Source organism: Acidovorax delafieldii (assembly GCF_007993815.1).
In the GTDB taxonomy this organism is placed as follows: Bacteria; Pseudomonadota; Gammaproteobacteria; order Burkholderiales; family Burkholderiaceae_C; genus Acidovorax; species Acidovorax delafieldii.
The window spans coordinates 1046310-1064122 of the sequence record NZ_VJWE01000011.1; the positions used below are offsets into that span (position 1 = coordinate 1046310).

Consider the following 17813-nt stretch of genomic DNA (forward strand, 5'->3'; position numbering starts at 1 on the left):
GTGAAGGACAACATCCCCATGATCAAGACCATCGCCCTCGTGCTGCTGGCGGCCCTGGCGCTGCTGCTGGCGTTTGCCGCCACCCGCCCCGACACCTTCCGCGTGGAGCGCAGCCGCGTGATTGCGGCACCGCCCGAGCGGGTGTACGGGCTCATCCACGACCTGCGCCAGTTCAACACCTGGAACCCGTATGAACGCAAAGACCCGGCCATCCAGGGCCAGTACAGCGCCGCCACCAGCGGCCCCGGTGCCCGCTACGCCTGGCAGAGCGAGAAGGTGGGCGTGGGCAGCATGGAGATCGTCGAGGCCACCGCACCCCGCCGCGTGGGCATGAAGCTCGACTTTGTGAAGCCCTTTGAAGCGCACAACCAGGTCGAGTTCACGCTGTTGCCCGAAGGCGCAGAGGCCACCCGCGTCACCTGGGCCATGCAGGGCCCCGTGCCCTACCTGGCCAAGATCGCCCACCTGGTGTTCAACATGGACCGCATGGTGGGGCAGGACTTCGAGGATGGCTTGGCCAACCTGCAGGCCGCGGCGCAAAAGCCCGCAACGTGAATGTCGTCCACCGCCCCTCCACCTTTGCCAAACCCTTCGTTTCCCATTACCGTCCTCACCCTTCAGGAGCCCGTCATGCACCAACAGATTTTTGTGAACCTGCCCATCGAGAACATGGCCCGCTCGCAGGCGTTTTTCCGCGCCCTGGGCTATGAATTCAACCCCCAGTTCACCAACGACCAGGGCGCCTGCCTGGTGGTGGGCGAGAACCTCTTCGTGATGCTGCTGGTCAAGAGCTTTTATCAAACCTTCACCGACAAAACGATTGCCGACGCACGCACCACGTCGGAGGTGCTGGTGTGCTTCTCGTGCAGCAGTCGCGAAGAGGTCGATGCGCTGGTGGACAAGGCCGTGGCTGCAGGCGGCACCACACCGCGCCCGGCGCAAGACCTGGGCTTCATGTACTCGCGCAGCTTTGACGACCCGGACGGTCACACCTGGGAGTTTGTGCATATGGTGGATGCCAGCAAGGCGCTGGGCTGAGAACGTGTGAATGAATGCGCCGGATTCATTCACACCTTTTGATCGCGTGAAACCTTCTGCACTGCCCGACCGCGATGCCCTGCACCGCAGCATCGACTCGGTGTGGCGCATCGAGGCCGCGCGCATCATTGCCAGCGTGGCGCGCATGACGCGCGACGTGGGCCGGGCCGAGGAACTGGCGCAAGACGCCCTGGTGGCCGCGCTGGAGCACTGGCCCACCACCGGCCTGCCCGCCAACCCGGCCGCGTGGCTCATGACGACCGCCAAGCGCCGCGCCATCGACCACCTGCGCCAGCAGGCCCTGCACCAGCGCGAGCACGAGGCCCTGGGCCATGACCTCGAAGCGCTTGAAGCCCAGTACGCGTCCGATGTGGTGGACACCCTGATGCACGCCGAGCAGGACGACATTGGCGACGACCTGCTGCGCCTCATCTTCACCGCCTGCCACCCCGTGTTGCCCACCGAGGCGCGGGTGGCCCTCACGCTGCGGCTGCTGGGCGGCCTCACCACGGCCGAGATCGCGCGCGCTTTCCTGGTGCCCGAGCCCACCGTGGCCCAGCGCATCGTGCGCGCCAAGCGCAGCCTCACGGCCGCGCATGTGCCGTTTGAAGTGCCCGGCGCGGCCGAGCGCGCGCCGCGCCTGGCCTCGGTGCTGGAGGTGATCTACCTCATCTTCAACGAAGGTTATGCCGCTACCGCAGGCGACGACTGGATGCGCCCCGCGCTGTGCGGCGAGGCCCAGCGCTTGGCGCGGGTGCTGGCCAGCCTGGCGCCCGACGAGCCCGAAGTGCAAGGCCTGGTGGCGCTGCTCGAAATCCAGGCCTCGCGCCTGCCCGCGCGCACCGATGCACAAGGCCAGCCCGTGCTGCTCATGGACCAGGACCGTGCACGCTGGGACCACCTGCTGGTGCGCCGGGGCCTGGCCGCGCTGGACAAGGCCGAGCAGCTCGCGCGCACCGGCAAGCCCTGGGGGCCGTACGCCCTGCAGGGCGCCATTGCCGCCTGCCACGCACGCGCCCGGCAGGCGCAAGACACGGACTGGCCCCATATCGTGGCGCTGTACGACGCACTGCTGCAGGTGGCGCCCTCGCCCGTCGTAGCGCTCAACCGCGCCGTGGCCGTGGGCATGGCCGAAGGGCCCGCAGCCGCGCTGGCGCTGGTCGATGCGCTGGCGGGCGACCCCCTGCTGCGCCACTACCACTGGCTGCCCAGCGTGCGCGGCGACCTGCTGGTCAAGTTGGGCCGGGGGGATGAAGCCCGCATCGAGTTCGAGCGCGCAGCCAGCCTCACCCGCAACGCGCAGGAAAAGGCGCTGCTGCTGGCCCGTGCCTGCGGCTGAAGGCCGGTGTTGCGCCCACCCTCACCCCGCTGCAAGGACACCATCGCTATGCCCCACCCTGCCCCTGAATACCCGCTGGACGGCGGCTGCACATGCCGCCATGTGCGCTACCGCCTGCTCACGCCCCCGCTGTTTGTGCACTGCTGCCACTGCCGCTGGTGCCAGCGCGAAAGCGGCGCGGCCTTTGCGCTGAACGCCATGATCGAGGCCGACCGCGTGGAGTTGCTCGCAGGCATCCCAGCGATGGTGCACACCCCGTCAGAAAGCGGCCTGGGCCAAAAGATTGCGCGGTGCCCGCACTGCCAGGTGGCAGTGTGGAGCCACTACGCAGGTGCCGGCCCCGTGATGGCGTTTGTGCGCGTGGGCACGCTGGATGTTCCGGACCACCTGCGGCCCGACATCCACATCTTCACGGCCTCCAAGCAGCCCTGGGTGGTGCTGTCGCCAGGGACACCCGCCGTGGCGGAATACTACGAACGCGAGGGGTTGTGGCCTGCGCAAAGCATCGCCCGTCGCCAGGCGGTGCTGCCGCGCATCCAGGCCTACCGTGCGGCTGCGGGGCTCGACCCGACCTGATGGCGTGTGCAGAGCGGGGGCTCAGCGCCTGCGGCGCTTTTTGAGCGTCTGCCCCTGTGGCGTAGCGGCCTTGGGTGCCAGCCCCAGGGCGGCGCGCGCCAGCGTATCGGCCGCGCCATTGCGGTGGCGGGGAATCCACTGCACCTCGGCTTGTGGGAACTGCCGCAGTGCCTGGCGTGCTTCGTCAAACAGCGTTGCCAGCCGCCCAATCGGTGCCTTGGGATGGCTGCCCAACTGCTCCACCAGCACACTGTTGTCGCTGAACACCTGCACCGGTGTTGAGTTTGCGATGCCCTGCTGCGCCAGCCACTGCAGCGCCAACATCAGCGCGCGCAACTCGGCCTCGTTGTTGCAGCCGGTGAAGGTGGTGGCTTCGGAGATCTCGTGCTGCACGGTCCCGTCGGGGCCCGTCAGCACCGCCCCCAGGCCCATGCGCCCAGGGTTGGGCCAGGCACTGCCGTCACAGTGGATTACCCAGGCACCAGGGGCGAGCGGCGCAGCCGCCCTTGCAGCGGTCACTTGTAGAACGCTTCGACCGTGCCCTTGATCTTGATGAGCAGCGGCTGGCCCTTGCGGTCCACGGTCTTGCCGGCGGGCACCTTCACCCAGCCTTCGCTGATGCAGTACTCCTCCACATCAAAACGCTCCTTGCCGTTCAGGCGGATGCCGATGTCGTGCTCGAACACGGCGGCCACATGGTGGGGGCTGCGGGGGTTGACCGACAGGTGGTCGGGCAGGGGCGGCAGGGCGGGGGTGTTGGGGGTGGTGGCTTCGGTCATAGAGGTCTCGGCGAGAAAGGAGAAAACGCAAAGCGCGGATTCTCCGGCATTTGGGGTGCTGGCCTTCCCAGCGTTCGATCATCGCCCCAGCGGCGCCACGCCGATCAGCCACGCATGGCCCCAGAACGCAAAGCCCGCCCAGGCCACTGCACCCACCACCACAGCCGCCGCCGTGCCTGCAGCGCTGCCTGCCGCGTACACGGTGCCCTGCGCCCGGTCGCGCTGGCGCGCGGCGCGAAAGCTCAGCACCGCCCACAGCAAGAAGCTGCCAAACAGCAGCACGTCGGCCAGGTTGCCGTTGGACAGCAAATGCGCCAGCGCCCACACCTTCACGCCCAGCACCATGGGGTGGTGCAGCCGCGCCTTGAGGGCATTGCGCGGCACATAGGTGGCGGCGAGCAGCACAAAGGCGATCAGCGTCAGCAGCGCTGCGGCGTGCCGCATGCCGATGGGCGGCACCCACAGCACCACCGGCTGCTGCCGCGCCAGGCCGTAACCCCAGACGATGAATGCCAGGCCCACGGCCGACACCAGCGAATACAGCCCTTTCCACGGCATCTCGCCCAGGCGCGCCCGCGTCTGCGTGCGCCAGCCATCGGCCACGATGCGCACCGAGTGCACGCCCAGAAACAACACCAGTCCCAGTACCAGATACCCCATGGCCAAGCCTTTCTTGTCGTCTGAATCAACAGGGGCTGGCGCGCCGCCATCTGGCGGCGTGGCCCCTCGGTCTTGCTTGGGCGGATTATCGGCAGTGCGTGCCTGTGCCCTCGTCGTGTGGGGGCTTGCCGTGCCGGCTCCGCGCCGCCATCATGCCGCCCATGTCTGTCCGCCCGTTGCCCGACGCCTTTGAGCTACGCGCCCTGCCCAACCTGGGCCCGGCGTCTGAACGCATGCTGCACGCGGCGGGCATCCACACCCCCGCAGCGTTGCGTGCACTGGGCTCCGTGCCCGCTTTTGTGGCTGTGCGTCAGGCGGGGCAGCAACCCAGCCTCAACCTGCTGTGGGCGCTGGAGGGCGCGCTGAGCGGCCGGGACTGGAAAAGTGTGGCCCAGCAGGAGCGCACCGCGCTGCTGATGCAGCTGGACGATCTGGAGAGCGGTCGCCAGCCCTGATTTCGAGCGAAAACTGCCCCAAGCGCTAGTGAATCAAGCGCTGATAGCTATCAATTTGGTAGTCGTTTTGCTGCTGCATTGCCTGCACGCAGGTCGTGTCAGATCCCCGCATGCTGCGCCAGCAGCGCCCCCACCTTGGGCTTGGCGCAGCGCTGCAGCGTTTGCAGCAAGGCGTAGCTGGGCTCGGCCACCCGCCAGCGGGTGCGCAGGTCGTGCTGCATGCGGGCCAGCAGCGCAGCGGCCATCTCGGCATCGGCCAGCGCCCGGTGGGCCTGGCCTGTGCGCGGCAGGCCGTGGTAGTCCACCAGCGTGCCCAGCTTGTGGCTGGGCGCCTGCGGGTACAGGCGCCGCGACAGCAGCACCGTACACGCAAACGGCTGCGGCGCGGGCAGTCCGGCCAGGGCCAGTTCGGCCTGCCAGAACTTGCTGTCGAACGATGCGTTGTGCGCCACCATGGGCGCATCGCCCACAAAACGCGCGGCATCCTGCATCACCTGCGCCGCGTCGGGCGCGGCGTTCACCATCGCGTTGGTGATGCCGGTGAGCTGGGTGATGAAGGACGGAATCCACACCCCGGTTTTCATCAGGCTCTGGAACCGGTCCACTACCTGGCCGCCTTCCAGCAGCACGATGGCCACCTCGGTCGCGCGCGCGCCCTGGCCGGGCGAGACGCCGGTGGTTTCAAAGTCGATGACGGCGATGGGGGGCATGGGCTTGCGTGCGAAAAGGAAGGATTGTGCCGCCGCACCTGCCCGCCATCCTGTGCGTCCTGCGGGCCTGTGTGTCCAACTGCCTATCCAGGAGTGTGGCCTACACTGCCCCACCCCGTTTCTGGATGCATGGAGCCGAGCAACCCATGAAGAACCACACCACCCAACCCGCCTGGCTCCACGCCGCCCTGGACTACCTGCCGCAGTGGCTGGACCTGCAACTGGAGCGCTACCGCCAGCCCGGGTGTTCCGTGGCCATTGCACGCGGCGGCGAGACCGTGGCCGAGCTGGCCCTGGGCGTGGCCGACATGCGCACCCACCAACCCCTCACGCCCCGGCACCGCCTGCGCATCGCGTCGCACTCCAAGAGCTTTACGGCAGCGGGCGTCATGCTGCTGCGCGAGCAGGGGAAGGTCGGGCTCGACGACCCCATTGGCCGCTATGTCGATGGCCTGCACAAGGACCTGGCCCGGGCGCGCATTGGCGAGCTGCTCTCGCACAGCGCGGGCGTGACGCGCGACGGGCCCGATGCCGGCCAGTTCCTCGACCGGCGGCCGTATCTCTCCCGCGCCGAGCTGCTGGCGGATCTGCGCCACAAGCCGCCGCTGGAGACGGGGGTGCAGCTCAAGTACTCGAACCACGGCTACGGCCTGCTGGGGCTGATGATGGAGCAGGTCACCGGCACGGAGTACGCCAGCTGGATGGTGCGCCACGTGATCGATGCTGCGGGCCTGCAGGAAACCGTGCCCGACATGCCGCGCCTGGCCCGGGGCGCCCCGATGGCCGTGGGCCACAGCAGCGAGTTTCCGTTCGGCCAGCGCCTGATCGTGCCGGGCGACAACCGTTGCGACGCCATGGCCCCGGCGGCCGGGTTTGTGTCCACCGCGTCGGATGTGGCCCGCTTCTTTTCGCAGCTGGCGCCAGACAGCCAGCGCAGCATCCTGTCGCCCGCCAGCCGCCGCGAGATGGCGCAGCGCCGCTGGCGCGACCCCTGCAACCTGTTCGAGTCCCACTACGGCCTGGGCACCATGCTCAGCGCGCCGGGCCCGCGTGAATGGATGGGCCACACCGGCAGCCTGCAAGGGTTCCTGTCACGCACCGCGCGCTACCCCGCGCTCGACTTGACGGTGACGGTGCTCACCAACGCGCAGGACGGCCTGTCCACCGAGTGGGTGGAAGGCATTGCCAGCATCCTGTTTGCGTTCCAGCAGCATGGTGCGCCGGGCAAAAAGGAAGCCGCCTGGGCGGGGCGCTGGTGGAGCCTGTGGGGCGCCAGCGACATGGTGCCCATGGGCAAGGTGGTGTGCCAGGTGGTGCCCGCCATGTTCGTGCCGTTCAACGCCGCCACCACGGAGCTGGCCATCACCGGGCGCGACAGCGGCGTGGTCCAGAAAGCCTCGGCCTATGCCAGCCCCGGCCAGCCGGTGCGCCGCGTGCGCGATGCCAGCGGCACCGCCACCGAGCTGTGGGTGGGCGGCACCCAGCTGTTGCCCAAGGACGCCATGGTGGCTGAGGCCACCCGTCGCTATCGCAAGGCGCGCCCGCGTCGCAGTGATCCATCAAAGTGACGGATGCACTCGGGGCATGTGCTTGGTAACAGGCACGCAGTGCCGATGAATACAACGCTATGAGAATTTCACAGATCGCCCTGCGCCTGGGGCAAAGCCTGCTGCGCATCACCGGGGCCCTCGCCACCGTGTTGGGCCTGCTGCTGGCGGCCATCCTGGCAGTCACCACCATGCCCGGCAGTTCGCACCGCGGCGCGCTCCTGCCCGCCACCGCAGAGCAGCAGGTGCTGGCACAGCAATTGCGCCAGCATGTGGCCGTGATTGCAGCGCAGGAACACAACACCCAGCACCCTGCCGCCCTGGAGGCCGTGGCGACCTATCTGGAGTCGGAACTGGCGTCGTACGGCTACCGAGTCCGGCGCGACGAGTTCAAGGCGCGCGGTGTGGCGGTGCGTAACCTGGAGGTCACGGTGCCCAGCCAGAGCGCACCGGGGCAGCGGCTGGTGGTGGTTGGCGCCCACTACGATTCGGCGCACGAAACGCCCGGCGCCAACGACAACGCCACGGGCACCGCCGCCGTGCTGGCGCTGGCCAAAAGCCTCAAGCACCTGGGCGCCTCCGCGCAGGCGGACGTGATGTTTGTGCTCTACACCAACGAAGAGCCGCCCTTTTTCAAGACCCCGCTGATGGGCAGCCAGGTGCACGCCCAGGCCTTGTTGGCTCGTGGGGCGCCCGTGGTTGCGATGCTGTCGCTGGAGACCATGGGGTACTTTTCCAGCGCCGAAGGGTCGCAGAAGTACCCCTGGCCCCTGAACCAGTTCTACCCCACGCAGGGTGATTTCATCGCTTTTGTGGCGACGCCTGGCGACCTGGGGTTGGTGCGAAAGGTGGTGCGGTCCTTTCGGTCCCACGCGGCGCTTCCGTCCGAGGGCATTGCGGCGCCCCGCTTCATCCCCGGCGTGGACTATTCAGACCATGCGGCCTATCTCGACGCGGGCTATCCCGCGTTGATGGTGACCGACACCGCCCCTTATCGCTATCCCCACTATCACACCGGCCAGGACACTCCTGACCAGGTGGATTTCGACCACCTGGCTCGCGTGGTTCAGGGGCTAGAAGGTGTTGTGCGCGATCTTGCACACCGGCCTTAGCGCGTCGAAGACCGAGCGGACGCGTGTGGAGAGTCAATGCCTCGCAGCGCGCGGATGCTCCAGAAAAAACCGCAGCATCTCCTGCGTGGCGTCCACGCCGCACGGGTCGGTGTGGCTGCCGCCCGCGTGCCCACCGGCCCACGCGTGCCCTGCGCCGTGCAGTACCCAGTGTTCTGCCACCACCGTGCCAGTCAGTGCGCTGGCCGACGGGGCGCTACCCGCCACGGTGTACACCTTGCGGGTGTAGCTCTGGCCACCACGGGACTGGCCCTGGTGCACGGTCTCCACCGTCGTCTGGCCGTCACCTGGAGCCGTGGCCAGTGCTGACAGCGTTGCCTCGATGAGCTGTTCACCGTTGTGTGCATGTACGGTGGTGTCGGCGTCGCCGTGGAACACGATCACCGGTGGGGGTGGCAGGGCTGGGGCGTCAGCGGCATGGTGGGTCGCCGCACCGGGTTTGGCCCCGTTCTTCATCGCCGACAGTGCGCCCATCACGTTGTGCGCGGCACCCGCCTGCAGGCCGGAGTGCACGCCCACGGCCGCAAACAGGTCGGGGTATTCGCGGCCCAGCAGTGCGGCCATGGCGCCGCCGGCCGACAGGCCCGCCACGTAGACGCGTTGCGCATCCACCGGGTGGCGCGCCATCACATCCCGCAGCATGGCCACGATCAGCGCGGGCTCGCCGCCGCCCCGGTGCTGGTCGCCGGGGCGAAACCAGTTCCAGCAGCCGTTGGGGTTGGCGCTGTGGGGTTGCTCGGGGTACAGCACCAGAGCGTTGGCGGGCGCGGCTGCGTCGTTCATGCCCGTGCCGGTCGCAAAGTCCACCGGGTTCTGCGTGCAGCCGTGCAGCATCAGCACCAGGGACATGGGGGTGCCTGCCGTGGCGCCCGGGGGCACGTACAGGTGGTAGTGGTGCGGGTTGTGCCGAGCGCCCGGGGGGGTGAAGGCCACGCGGGAGAAGCTGTCGGGCGACTCCGCCAGCGGGTGGTGGCTGGAGGCGGGGCGTGGTGTGGCCGGGGGCTGTGCCTCTGCGGGCGGAGCGTGGGTGCTGCGGTCGATGACCACGGCGTCTTCCACCTCTTGCGCGGTGTGGGCACTGCGCCAGCGGGGGGCGTTCCCTGCCGTGGGTTCGGGCTCGGGCGCGTGCAGCGGGGGGGCGCTTGTGCTGGCGGGTGCGGGAGGGGGGCCATGGCGCGCCACGGCCTCGCCCAGGGTTTGCTGGATGGCCCGCGTGGCGTCGGCCAGTTGGCCGCTGCGCACCAGCTGGGTGGCTTCGCCCATCAGGCGCTTGAGGTTCAGGTTCCAGTCCATGGGGACTCCTTGGTGGTGGGTGCGGGCACGGGCGACGCTCTGCGGTCTGTGTACGGATTCAATGCATGCGCCCGGCCAGCGCGGCCTTGACGGCTGCACTGGCGTGGAATGCGCCCAAGACCGTCACCGAGGCGATCGTGGCCTGCGCCAGTGCGGGCGGCACGTCGTCGTCGATGCTGGCCAGGCCCAGCACACGGATCTCCAGCGCCTGGCCTGCTGCCAACACGGCCTCCAGCTCGGCCCGGCCAAAACGCTGCAGTCCCAGCACAAGCATCTTGCGGGCCACCACCTGGCGCACCGCGTCGTTCTGGGCGGTCAGCTGGTTGCGGATGGCGGTGCGGATGAAGTCGGTGCGGTTGGCGTAAAAGCCCTCGGACACCAGCAGGTCAATGTGGCCCAGGTCCACAAAACCGAGGTTGATGGTGACCTTCTCGGACTCGGGCACCTTGCTGCGTGCGGGGGCGGTGGGAACCAGGTTGCTCATCAAGCACACTCCAAAAAACATCCAAACAGATGGTTTATGGATGGAATATGGATGGTGGTTGGCTGCTTTGCAAGAGCTGCCCAAAAAGAATGGGGCCTACGGGCCCCAGGAGGTACTGCATGCGCTCACTACCAAAATGGTAGCAAACAAGCCATGTTTCTGTAGCGCTAGCGCCCGGTTTTGCCTGAAATTTGCCCCGGAGACCCGCAGGATGGCGGTGCAGATGCTGCACCGCCCTGGGGAAAGGGGCTCCACTCACACCCTGCAGGCCGATCCCGAGGGATCGTCCACAGGCGCTCAGAACAGCGTGAGTTCCTTGTGTTCACCCAGGCTGCGCGGCGGCTCGCCAGTGAAGGCGGCCTTGGCCATCTGGAACAGCTGCACCATCTTGCTCTCGTCCACGTTCCAGTATTCGGCGTGGCGAACGCGCACCACCAGCAGTGCCAGGTCCGGGTCGGTCGCTCCGCCGGGGAACCACGCCTTGGCCAGGGGCGACCACAGGGCTTCCTTGAGCGCGCGGTCGTCCACAAAACGCGCCTGGCCTGACACAGACACATAGCGGTCCTCGCCCGGGTCGGCGTACGACACATTCACCTCCCCATCGGTCAAAAGGCGTTCGTACAGCTCGCCCGACTGGGAGATGAAGAAGTACAGCTCGGCCTGTTCATCGAGCTGCCGGTTTTGCGTGGTGAGCGGGTGCGCGTGCAGCATGCCTGTGGACGTGCGGTGCGTGAGCATGCCAAAACGGATGTCCTTGATGAGCTTCCACAAGGTGTCGTGGGCGGGGGAATTGGGGTGCATGGGGCCTCCAGCAGGTGGTAGGGAATCAATCGAAGAGTGCGGGCACTGCAATCGATTGACTCTAGGCACCATGGGGCGGCCAGGGCGTCGGCGGGGAACGCCGATGCCTGTGGGCGGTTGTCTGACACAGGGGCGCCGCCCTCCTCCATCAGGCCTTCTTCAAGAACTCCGACTTCAGCAGCATGCTGCCCAGGTCCGTCTTGCAGTCCACGTTGTGGCCATCGGCACCATCCACCAGGCGGATGCTCTTGATCTTGGTGCCCTTCTTGAGGGTGGACGACGAACCCTTGACCTTGAGGTCTTTCACCAGGATCACCGCGTCGCCGTCGGCGAGTGGATTGCCATTGGCATCCCGGACGATGCCGTCGCCTGCATCGGCGTCGGCGTCCGCTGCATCGGCCACCTGCGGCCATTCAAAGGCGCAGTCGGGGCACACATAGTTGCTGCCATCCGGGTAGGTGTTCTCCTGGCCGCACTGGGGGCAGGCGGGAGCGGTGTGGGGCATGGTGGGGTCCTCTCTGTCGTTGTTGTAGTGGTTGTGAAATGGGTGCGCAAAGTGTCGCCGCTTCACAGCGGCGCGCGTTGCTCCAGCGCAAACGGCGGCAGCCCTTTGAGCAGCCGCTGGCCGTAGCTGGTGCGCGTCAGGCGCTTGTCGTAGCAGTACACATGCGCCATGTCTTCTTCGGTGCGGATCGCGCGGCCTACCCATTGCGCCAGGCGGATGGCGGTGGCGGGCACCACCAGCTCGCTGAAGGGGTCGCGCCCCACGGCGCGCAGCCATTCGGCGCGGGCTTCGCCCACGGGGTCGTCGGGCGGGGCAAAGGGCAGCTTGGTGATGAAGACCGACTCGCACAGGCGCCCCGGCAAATCCAGCCCCTCGCCAAACGACTGCATGCCGAAGATGACCGAGGGCTCGCCGTTTTCCACCCGCTCGCGGTGGCGGCGCAGCAGCTGTGTGCGCGGCAGCGCGTTCTGCACCAGCACCACGCTGCGCATGGCGGTGGGCAATGCATCCACGGCCTGGCGCATCTGCTCGCGCGAGGTGAACAGCACCAGTGCGCCGTATTCCACGCGGGCAATGTCGTGCAGCAGCGCGTCCACCATCTCGGTGGTGAACTGCGCGGCGTTCTTGGGGTCGGCGCGGGTCTCGGCGGCAATCAGCGTGCCCTGCGCGGCGTAGTTGAAGGGGCTGGGCACTTCGAGCGTGGTGGTGGCTTCATCGCCATGCAAGCCCGCCTCGCGCAAGAAGAAGTCGAAGTGCCCACAACTGGTGAGCGTGGCCGAGGTCAGCACCGCGCCGCGCACGGCGCTCCACAGGTGGTTGCGCAGCGTGGTGCCGGGCAGGATGGGGCTGGCATGCGCCTTGACCACGATGAAGTCGCCATCCACCTCCAGCGTGAACCATTTCGCGGCGGGTACCGCGCCCTCGGGCGCATCCTGCAGCAGCAATTGTGCGGTGGCATGCAGCGCTTCCAGGCGCGGGGCCAGCATGCCGATCTGCGCGTACAGCGTGGACAGGCGCTTGGCCTCGTCGGGCTTGTCGCGCATCTCGGCGCGCAGGGCTTTGCTGATGGCGCGCAGGGCGTCGAGGAAGCCCTCAGCGCTGGCGGCCAGCAGGCCCAGCGGCGCAATGAGCTGTTCGGGCAATTCGCCGCGTGGCACCCGCACGCGCGCCGGACCCCAGGCGCTGGGCTGGCTCTTGAGCTGGGCGCCGTACACATCCATCACGATGCGCGCCAGGTCCTGCAGCGTCTGCCGCAGCTGGGCCGAATGTTTGGGGATGTCGGCAATTTCTTCGACCTCCAGCAATGCCCCAATGCGCAGGCCCCGGCTGGCAAGCCGCTCGATCCAGGTGATGCGCGACAGGTCCATGCTACACGCAAACTGGTCGAGCGCCGTGGCGGGCAGGTGGTGGGCTTCGTCCAGCACCAGGAGGCAGTTGTCCAGCTCGGGCAACACGCGCGCGCCCAGCGATGAAAGCAGCAAATCGTGGTTGGCCACGATCACCTGCGCACCCACCAGCTCCTTGCGCTTGTCGTAGTAGGTGCACTGGCTGAAAGCCGGGCAGTGTTTGCCGGTGCACGATGCGCCCTCGGCCGCCACGGGGCTCCACACCTCGGGCTCGGGCGGTGTGTCCAGGCTGTCGCGGTCACCATCCCAGGCGCCTTTCGACAAGGTTTGTGCCATCGTCGAATAGAACTGGATGCGCGCCTCGGTTTCGTGCCGGGGGCGCTTGGCGCGGGCGGCCGCTTCCTCCTCGGCAAACAGGTCGTCTTCGCCCTCTTCCTCCGCCTCGCCCGTGCCCGCCAGGCGGTCGAGCTTGAGCTTGCACACATAGCGCCCGCGCCCCTTGGCCAGCGCAAACTTGAAGGGCTGGGGCAGCATCGCGGCCAGTGCGGGCAGGTCCTTGTTGACCAGCTGTTCTTGCAACGCCACCGTGGCGGTAGAGATCAACACCCGCGTGCCGCGCGACAGCGCCAGCGCAATGGCGGGTGCGCAGTACGCCAGCGACTTGCCCACGCCCGTACCCGCCTGGATGACGGCAATGGAGCGCGTGGGCGCGGCCTCGCCACTTTCTTCATCCACCTTGCCCAGCGTGGCGCTGCTGAACGTGCGTGCCACCTGCTGCGCCATCAGCCGCTGGCCAGCGCGGCTGCGAAAACCCTCGGTGGCCGACACCACCGCATCGAAAGATTCAAGGGCCTGTGCGGCCCACACCTGTTGAGACATACAGTAGTGTCGCATGGCTTGGGGGGCCCGCCGCGCCAAGGGCGTGCTGCGCCGTCTCCATCGCCCGTCGGTTAGATGGCCTCCGGGCCTACACGGCGACGAGGGGGGCGTTTTTACGATCCACAGGACGGGACCCGCTGCGGTCCCCATCCAGGAGACCCCATGCCCCGCAACACCAACCCCGACGAACCCACCCCCGCCCCCACCGGCCCAGAACCTTCCATCGACACCACCAAACGCCAAGCCCCCGGCCCCGACACGCAGGGACCGCTGAAGGCAGGGCAGTCTGCCGCGAAGGAAGAAAAGCCCAAGCTGCCCCACGAGCGTGATGAGTCGGTGGACATGACCCATGGCAAGCCCGACGCACAAATCGAGCAGGCCTACCGTGACGTGCAGCGTGGGTTGCAAGACACCGATCGGGGGCCACCGGCCGACAAGGCTTACCAGAAGCAAAAGCGTTGATAGCCTTGTGAATGCTTCGCTATTGATAGCTATCAGCGCTTATACAGAAAGCGCTAGCGGCCATTTTCTTTGAAGGTGGTAGCTGTATCGCCTGTTGCATTCACCCCCGCTCGCGCAGCGCGCGCTCGATCCGGTCACGTCGCACCGTCGTCTTGGGCACCTTGAACGGGAACCACGTGCGTACGTCTTCTTCCAGACCGATGCCGTGCATGTAGTTGTAGATGGCCTTCTTGAGCGCGCCGCCCAGCGCGTCGTGGTCGACGCCCGTAGGGTCGATGAAGGCCACGTCGTTCTTGGCGAAGTCGCCCGGGGGCAGGGGCGCCAGGGTCACACCGTACTCCTCGGGGTTCTTGCCGACGGGCGAGTGCACGGTGCAGGCAAAGCGGTGGAAGAACCCGCTCTGAATGCAGCCGTTGGCGAACAGCTGGCGCACGTACTCCAGCGCGTCCACCGTATCCTGCACGGTCTGGGTGGGAAAGCCGTACATCAGGTACGCATGCACCAGGATGCCCGCGTCGGTGAAGGCTCGGGTCACGCGCGCCACCTGGTCCACCGACACGCCTTTTTTCATCAGCGTGAGCAGCCGGTCTGACGCGACTTCGAGCCCGCCCGAGATCGCAATGCAGCCGCTGTCGGCCAGCAGCTCGGCCAGGTCGGGGGTAAAGGTTTTTTCAAACCGCACATTGCCCCACCAGCTGATGCCTGCGTTGCGCGCGATCAGTTCGGTAGCCAGCGCCTTGAGTGCCTTGGGCGGTGCGGCTTCGTCCACAAAGTGAAAGCCGGTCTGTCCCGTCTCGTGCACGATCTGCTCGATGCGGTCGGCCAGCACGGCGGCGCTGGCGCCCTCGTAGCGGCTGATGTAGTCCAGGCTCACGTCGCAGAAGCTGCACTTCTTCCAGTAGCAGCCGTGCGCCACGGTGAGCTTGTTCCAGCGCCCGTCGCTCCACAGGCGGTGCATGGGGTTGAGCATGTCCAGCAGCGACAGATAACGGTCCAGCGGCAGGCCGTCCCAGGTGGGGGTGCCCACCTCGGCGAAGGCGATGTCGGCTTCCATCATGTTGATGTACTGCACCGCGCCATCGCCGCCTTCTCCATCATGGCGCACAAAGGTGCGCACCAAGCGCTGGCGGCCGCGCTCGCCGCGCAGGTGTTCCAGCAGCGCCAGCAATGGGCGCTCGCCCGCGTCCAGCGTCACATAGTCAAAAAAGTCGAACACACGCGGGTCGGCCAGTTCGCGCAGCTCGGTGTTCACAAAGCCGCCGCCCAGCACGGTGGCGATGTGTGGGTAGCGCGCCTTGATGGCCTGGGCGATGCGGAACGCCGCATACACGGACCCCGGGAACGGCACGGACAGCAGCACCACGGTGGGCTGGTGCTTGGCAATCGCCTCGTGCGTGAGCTGCTCCAGCAGCGCGTCCACCAGCGTGGGTGTTGCCGCCAGCGCGTTGGCCAGTGGGTCAAATGTGGGCTGGCTGCCCGCCAGCGATTCGGCATAGCGCACAAACTCAAAGCGCTCGTCCACCGCGTCGCGCAGCACATCGGCCAGGTCGTTCAGGTACAGCGTGGCCAGGTGCTTGGCCTTGTCCGTCAGGCCCAGCGCGCCAAAGGCCCAGCCCAGCGGGTCGCCACCCTCGTCATCCACATACACGTCCAGCGTGGCAAAGCGCGGCCCCTCGGGCAGGTAGTTGCGGCCAACGATGCGGTGCGCCAGCGTGCTGTCGCGGCCTTGCAAGAAGGCAATGGCGGGGCCGATGGTGGCGAGGTAACGGTCCTTTTGCGCCGCAAAACTTTGCACAGCGGGGCTCTGCTTTTTGGCGGGCAGCGCATCCACCTGGGCGGCCACCGCGCGCAGCCCTTCGGGCGAGAGCAGGCGCAGCACCAGTGCCAATGCCAGGTCTTCCTGGAACGCTGTCACCCCCCGCGAACGCAGAAAGCCCGTGAGGTAGGCGGTGGAGGGGTATGGCGTGTTCAGCTGCGTCATCGGGGGGATGACGGAGAGAACGCGCTGGGCGGGTGAGGCGGGGGCGACGGCAGACATGGTGGAAACAGGCAATGGGGCGATGCGGTGCCGCCGCAGGGGTCGTGGAACCCCCGATTATCCCGGCCCGGCTTTATCCCTGGTGGGCGGGGGGCGCCGGGGGCACTGCAGCCGCGTGGGGTGTGCCGCTAGGGATGTCCTGCATCACCCTCGCGAGTCGGTGGTAGTGCGGATCAGGACAGGCCGCAAGGCGTCTTTTTGCAGCCAATAGCGGGCTATTGGCAAGAAAAGCAACGCAGCGGACTGCCAGAGACCGCGCTATCACAGACCGCAGGGAGTGATGCAGGTCATCCCTGGTAGTTGTTCTTCACCCGCACATAGTGCTCGGCCGAGTACTTGAGGTACGCAATCTCTGCATCCGTGAGCGCGCGCTGGCGCACCGCAGGGCGGCCGATGTAGAGGCACCCGCTCTCCAGCACCTTGCCGGGCGAGACCAGGCTGCCCGCGCCCAGCATCACGCGGTCTTCGATGATGGCGTCATCCATCACGATGGAGCCCATGCCGATGAGGCATTCGTTGCCGATGCGGCAGCCGTGCAGGATCACCGAGTGGCCCACCGTGACGTAGTCGCCGATGACCAGCGGCGAGCCTTCGGGCTTGCTGGCGTTGCGGTGCGACACATGGCCCATGGTCAGGTCTTGCACGTTGCTGCACACGCCCACGGTGATGCGGTTCACATCGCCGCGCAGCACGGCGTTGCACCACACCGAGCTATCGCGGCCCAGCGTGACGTCGCCGATGACCTGGGCAGAGTCGTGGATGAAAACGCCGGTGTCCAGGACCGGGGCGGTGTCGAGGTAGGGAGCGAGGGGCATCTTGGTGTCAGGCTGCGTGGAAAGAACGGGCGAGCGTAGTGCAAATCGCACCTCACGCCGGTTTGCTGGACAGGGTGGTGGCGTGGGTCAGCGCGCTGGGGCGCGGCGAGGGGCAGGTTTCGCAGAGGTGGCAACAGGGGCTGCCGCTGCCTTGCCCGTGCTTCCAGCCGGGGCCTTTTTTACGGGGGCCTTGGCCTTCTGGGTGGGCGCCGCGTAGAACCCCAGAAACATGTCCACCGCATCCCCTACCACTTGCGCTTGCTGTGCGGCGCTCAAGGGAGGCTGGCCCATGGCCAGCTGGGGCCAGAACGCAAAGGCCTTGACCATGCCCTGCAGTTGCTGCGCGGCGTAGGGCACATCCATGGTGGCGCGCAGGCGGCCATCCTGCTGGGCCGCGCGCAGCCAGCGCGGCAGGCCCTCTTCCTTGGCCGAGAGCTTGGCGGTGATGCCGCGCGCGCGCTCGGGGGTGTGCATCATGTCGGCCATGGCCACGCGGCTCAGGTCGATGAAGCTCGCGTCGTTGAGCAGGCGCATCTTTTGTGCCAGCAGCTCCAGCAGCTGGTCGCGCAGCGGGCGCGTGGGGGTGTAGGCCAGTTCGTCGGGTGACTGGCTGCGCTCCCACATCAGCAGCAGGATGGCTTCGAACAGTTCTTCCTTGCTCGGGAAGTGGTTGTACACCGTGCGTTTGGACACATCCGCCGCTGCGGCCACGCGGTCCATGCTGGTGCCGTTAAAGCCGTGTTCGCGGAACTCGCCGATGGCGGCCTGCACGATGGCATCGCGCTTGCGGTCGGTCAGGCGAGGGGTGGGCTGGGAGGCGATCATGCGCAAATTTTACACCGGGTAGTTTACTTTTCTAAAAAGTGAACTACACTGTGCAGTGTAATTTCTATGTCGCAGATCCGGTGTCACTCTCCATCGCCCGCCGCCGCCGTCTGCTCCCGGCACTTTGTGTC

19 protein-coding genes and 1 pseudogene are annotated in these 17813 nt (G+C 67.3%); 8 read left to right on the plus strand and 12 right to left on the minus strand.

Going from position 1 to position 17813, the window contains the following annotated elements; all coding sequences use genetic code 11:
* Positions 1-18: 18 nt before the first annotated feature.
* The 4 genes from ATF69_RS07520 to ATF69_RS07535 all read left to right on the plus strand — a co-directional run bounded on the left by ATF69_RS07520 (position 19) and on the right by ATF69_RS07535 (position 2953).
* Positions 19-555, plus strand: a complete 537-nt coding sequence (locus tag ATF69_RS07520) for an SRPBCC family protein (RefSeq protein ID WP_146870442.1) — start codon at positions 19-21, stop codon at positions 553-555.
* 75 nt (positions 556-630) lie between these two features.
* Positions 631-1038: a VOC family protein gene (locus ATF69_RS07525; RefSeq protein WP_146870444.1), complete on the plus strand. Its 408-nt coding sequence runs from the start codon at positions 631-633 to the stop codon at positions 1036-1038.
* 46 nt (positions 1039-1084) lie between these two features.
* Positions 1085-2377: an RNA polymerase sigma factor gene (locus ATF69_RS07530; protein WP_146870446.1), complete on the plus strand. Its 1293-nt coding sequence runs from the start codon at positions 1085-1087 to the stop codon at positions 2375-2377.
* Positions 2378-2425: 48 nt separating this feature from the next.
* A complete protein-coding gene (locus ATF69_RS07535) occupies positions 2426-2953 on the plus strand; it encodes a GFA family protein (protein ID WP_146870448.1) in 528 nt (175 codons plus the stop codon).
* A 21-nt stretch (positions 2954-2974) separates the two neighbouring features.
* Here ATF69_RS07535 and ATF69_RS07540 read toward each other — a convergent pair whose 3' ends face one another.
* The 3 genes from ATF69_RS07540 to ATF69_RS07550 form a co-directional block, all read right to left on the minus strand.
* Positions 2975-3472 carry a ribonuclease HI family protein gene (locus tag ATF69_RS07540; protein WP_146870450.1) on the minus strand — a complete coding sequence of 166 codons (498 nt, stop codon included), beginning with the start codon at positions 3470-3472 and terminating at the stop codon, positions 2975-2977.
* Positions 3469-3732: a DUF3297 family protein gene (locus tag ATF69_RS07545; RefSeq protein ID WP_015011863.1), complete on the minus strand. Its 264-nt coding sequence runs from the start codon at positions 3730-3732 to the stop codon at positions 3469-3471. Before ATF69_RS07545 ends, ATF69_RS07540 begins: the two co-directional genes overlap by 4 nt.
* A 78-nt stretch (positions 3733-3810) precedes the next feature.
* A complete protein-coding gene (locus tag ATF69_RS07550; protein WP_056742546.1) occupies positions 3811-4392 on the minus strand; it encodes an NnrU family protein in 582 nt (193 codons plus the stop codon).
* 161 nt (positions 4393-4553) lie between these two features.
* Here ATF69_RS07550 and ATF69_RS07555 point away from each other — a divergent pair, with 161 nt between their 5' ends.
* Positions 4554-4847, plus strand: a complete 294-nt coding sequence (locus tag ATF69_RS07555; protein ID WP_146870452.1) for a TfoX/Sxy family protein — start codon at positions 4554-4556, stop codon at positions 4845-4847.
* A 98-nt stretch (positions 4848-4945) separates the two neighbouring features.
* On the opposite strand, the gene ATF69_RS07560 is transcribed toward ATF69_RS07555, so the two are convergent.
* Positions 4946-5557: a 3'-5' exonuclease gene (locus ATF69_RS07560; protein ID WP_146870454.1), complete on the minus strand. Its 612-nt coding sequence runs from the start codon at positions 5555-5557 to the stop codon at positions 4946-4948.
* 146 nt (positions 5558-5703) lie between these two features.
* On the opposite strand from ATF69_RS07560, the gene ATF69_RS07565 reads away from it, so the two are divergent.
* Both ATF69_RS07565 and ATF69_RS07570 read left to right on the plus strand, forming a co-directional pair.
* Positions 5704-7125 carry a serine hydrolase domain-containing protein gene (locus ATF69_RS07565; protein WP_056742550.1) on the plus strand — a complete coding sequence of 474 codons (1422 nt, stop codon included), beginning with the start codon at positions 5704-5706 and terminating at the stop codon, positions 7123-7125.
* A gap of 59 nt (positions 7126-7184) precedes the next feature.
* Positions 7185-8216, plus strand: coding sequence for a M28 family peptidase (locus tag ATF69_RS07570; protein ID WP_146870456.1), 1032 nt, complete (start codon positions 7185-7187; stop codon positions 8214-8216).
* 33 nt (positions 8217-8249) lie between these two features.
* On the opposite strand, the gene ATF69_RS07575 is transcribed toward ATF69_RS07570, so the two are convergent.
* The 5 genes from ATF69_RS07575 to dinG all read right to left on the minus strand — a co-directional run bounded on the left by ATF69_RS07575 (position 8250) and on the right by dinG (position 13542).
* Entirely contained in the window at positions 8250-9527 is a 1278-nt protein-coding gene (locus ATF69_RS07575; RefSeq protein ID WP_146870458.1) for an extracellular catalytic domain type 1 short-chain-length polyhydroxyalkanoate depolymerase, read from the minus strand.
* A gap of 58 nt (positions 9528-9585) precedes the next feature.
* Positions 9586-10011 (minus strand): hypothetical protein, encoded by a 426-nt coding sequence (locus ATF69_RS07580; RefSeq protein WP_056057652.1) that lies wholly within the window; start codon positions 10009-10011, stop codon positions 9586-9588.
* Positions 10012-10308: 297 nt separating this feature from the next.
* Positions 10309-10812: a pyridoxamine 5'-phosphate oxidase family protein gene (locus ATF69_RS07585; RefSeq protein ID WP_056742558.1), complete on the minus strand. Its 504-nt coding sequence runs from the start codon at positions 10810-10812 to the stop codon at positions 10309-10311.
* A 148-nt stretch (positions 10813-10960) separates the two neighbouring features.
* Complete coding sequence (locus ATF69_RS07590) at positions 10961-11317, minus strand: zinc ribbon domain-containing protein YjdM (RefSeq protein ID WP_146870460.1); 357 nt, start codon at positions 11315-11317, stop codon at positions 10961-10963.
* A gap of 62 nt (positions 11318-11379) precedes the next feature.
* On the minus strand, positions 11380-13542 hold the full coding sequence (gene dinG, locus ATF69_RS07595) for an ATP-dependent DNA helicase DinG (RefSeq protein ID WP_146870461.1): 2163 nt from the start codon (positions 13540-13542) through the stop codon (positions 11380-11382).
* A gap of 162 nt (positions 13543-13704) precedes the next feature.
* Between dinG and ATF69_RS07600 the strand changes: the two genes are divergently transcribed.
* Positions 13705-14004, plus strand: coding sequence for a hypothetical protein (locus ATF69_RS07600; protein ID WP_146870463.1), 300 nt, complete (start codon positions 13705-13707; stop codon positions 14002-14004).
* Between the two features lie 100 nt (positions 14005-14104).
* Here the strand turns inward: ATF69_RS07600 and ATF69_RS07605 are convergent, their stop codons facing one another.
* The 3 genes and pseudogenes from ATF69_RS07605 to ATF69_RS07615 all read right to left on the minus strand — a co-directional run.
* Positions 14105-15985: a B12-binding domain-containing radical SAM protein gene (locus tag ATF69_RS07605; protein WP_146870742.1), complete on the minus strand. Its 1881-nt coding sequence runs from the start codon at positions 15983-15985 to the stop codon at positions 14105-14107.
* Positions 15986-16329: 344 nt separating this feature from the next.
* Positions 16330-16857, minus strand: coding sequence for a gamma carbonic anhydrase family protein (locus ATF69_RS07610; RefSeq protein WP_146870465.1), 528 nt, complete (start codon positions 16855-16857; stop codon positions 16330-16332).
* 210 nt (positions 16858-17067) lie between these two features.
* A pseudogene (locus tag ATF69_RS07615) lies at positions 17068-17682 on the minus strand (TetR/AcrR family transcriptional regulator); the annotation flags it as partial.
* Positions 17683-17813 lie beyond the last annotated feature (131 nt).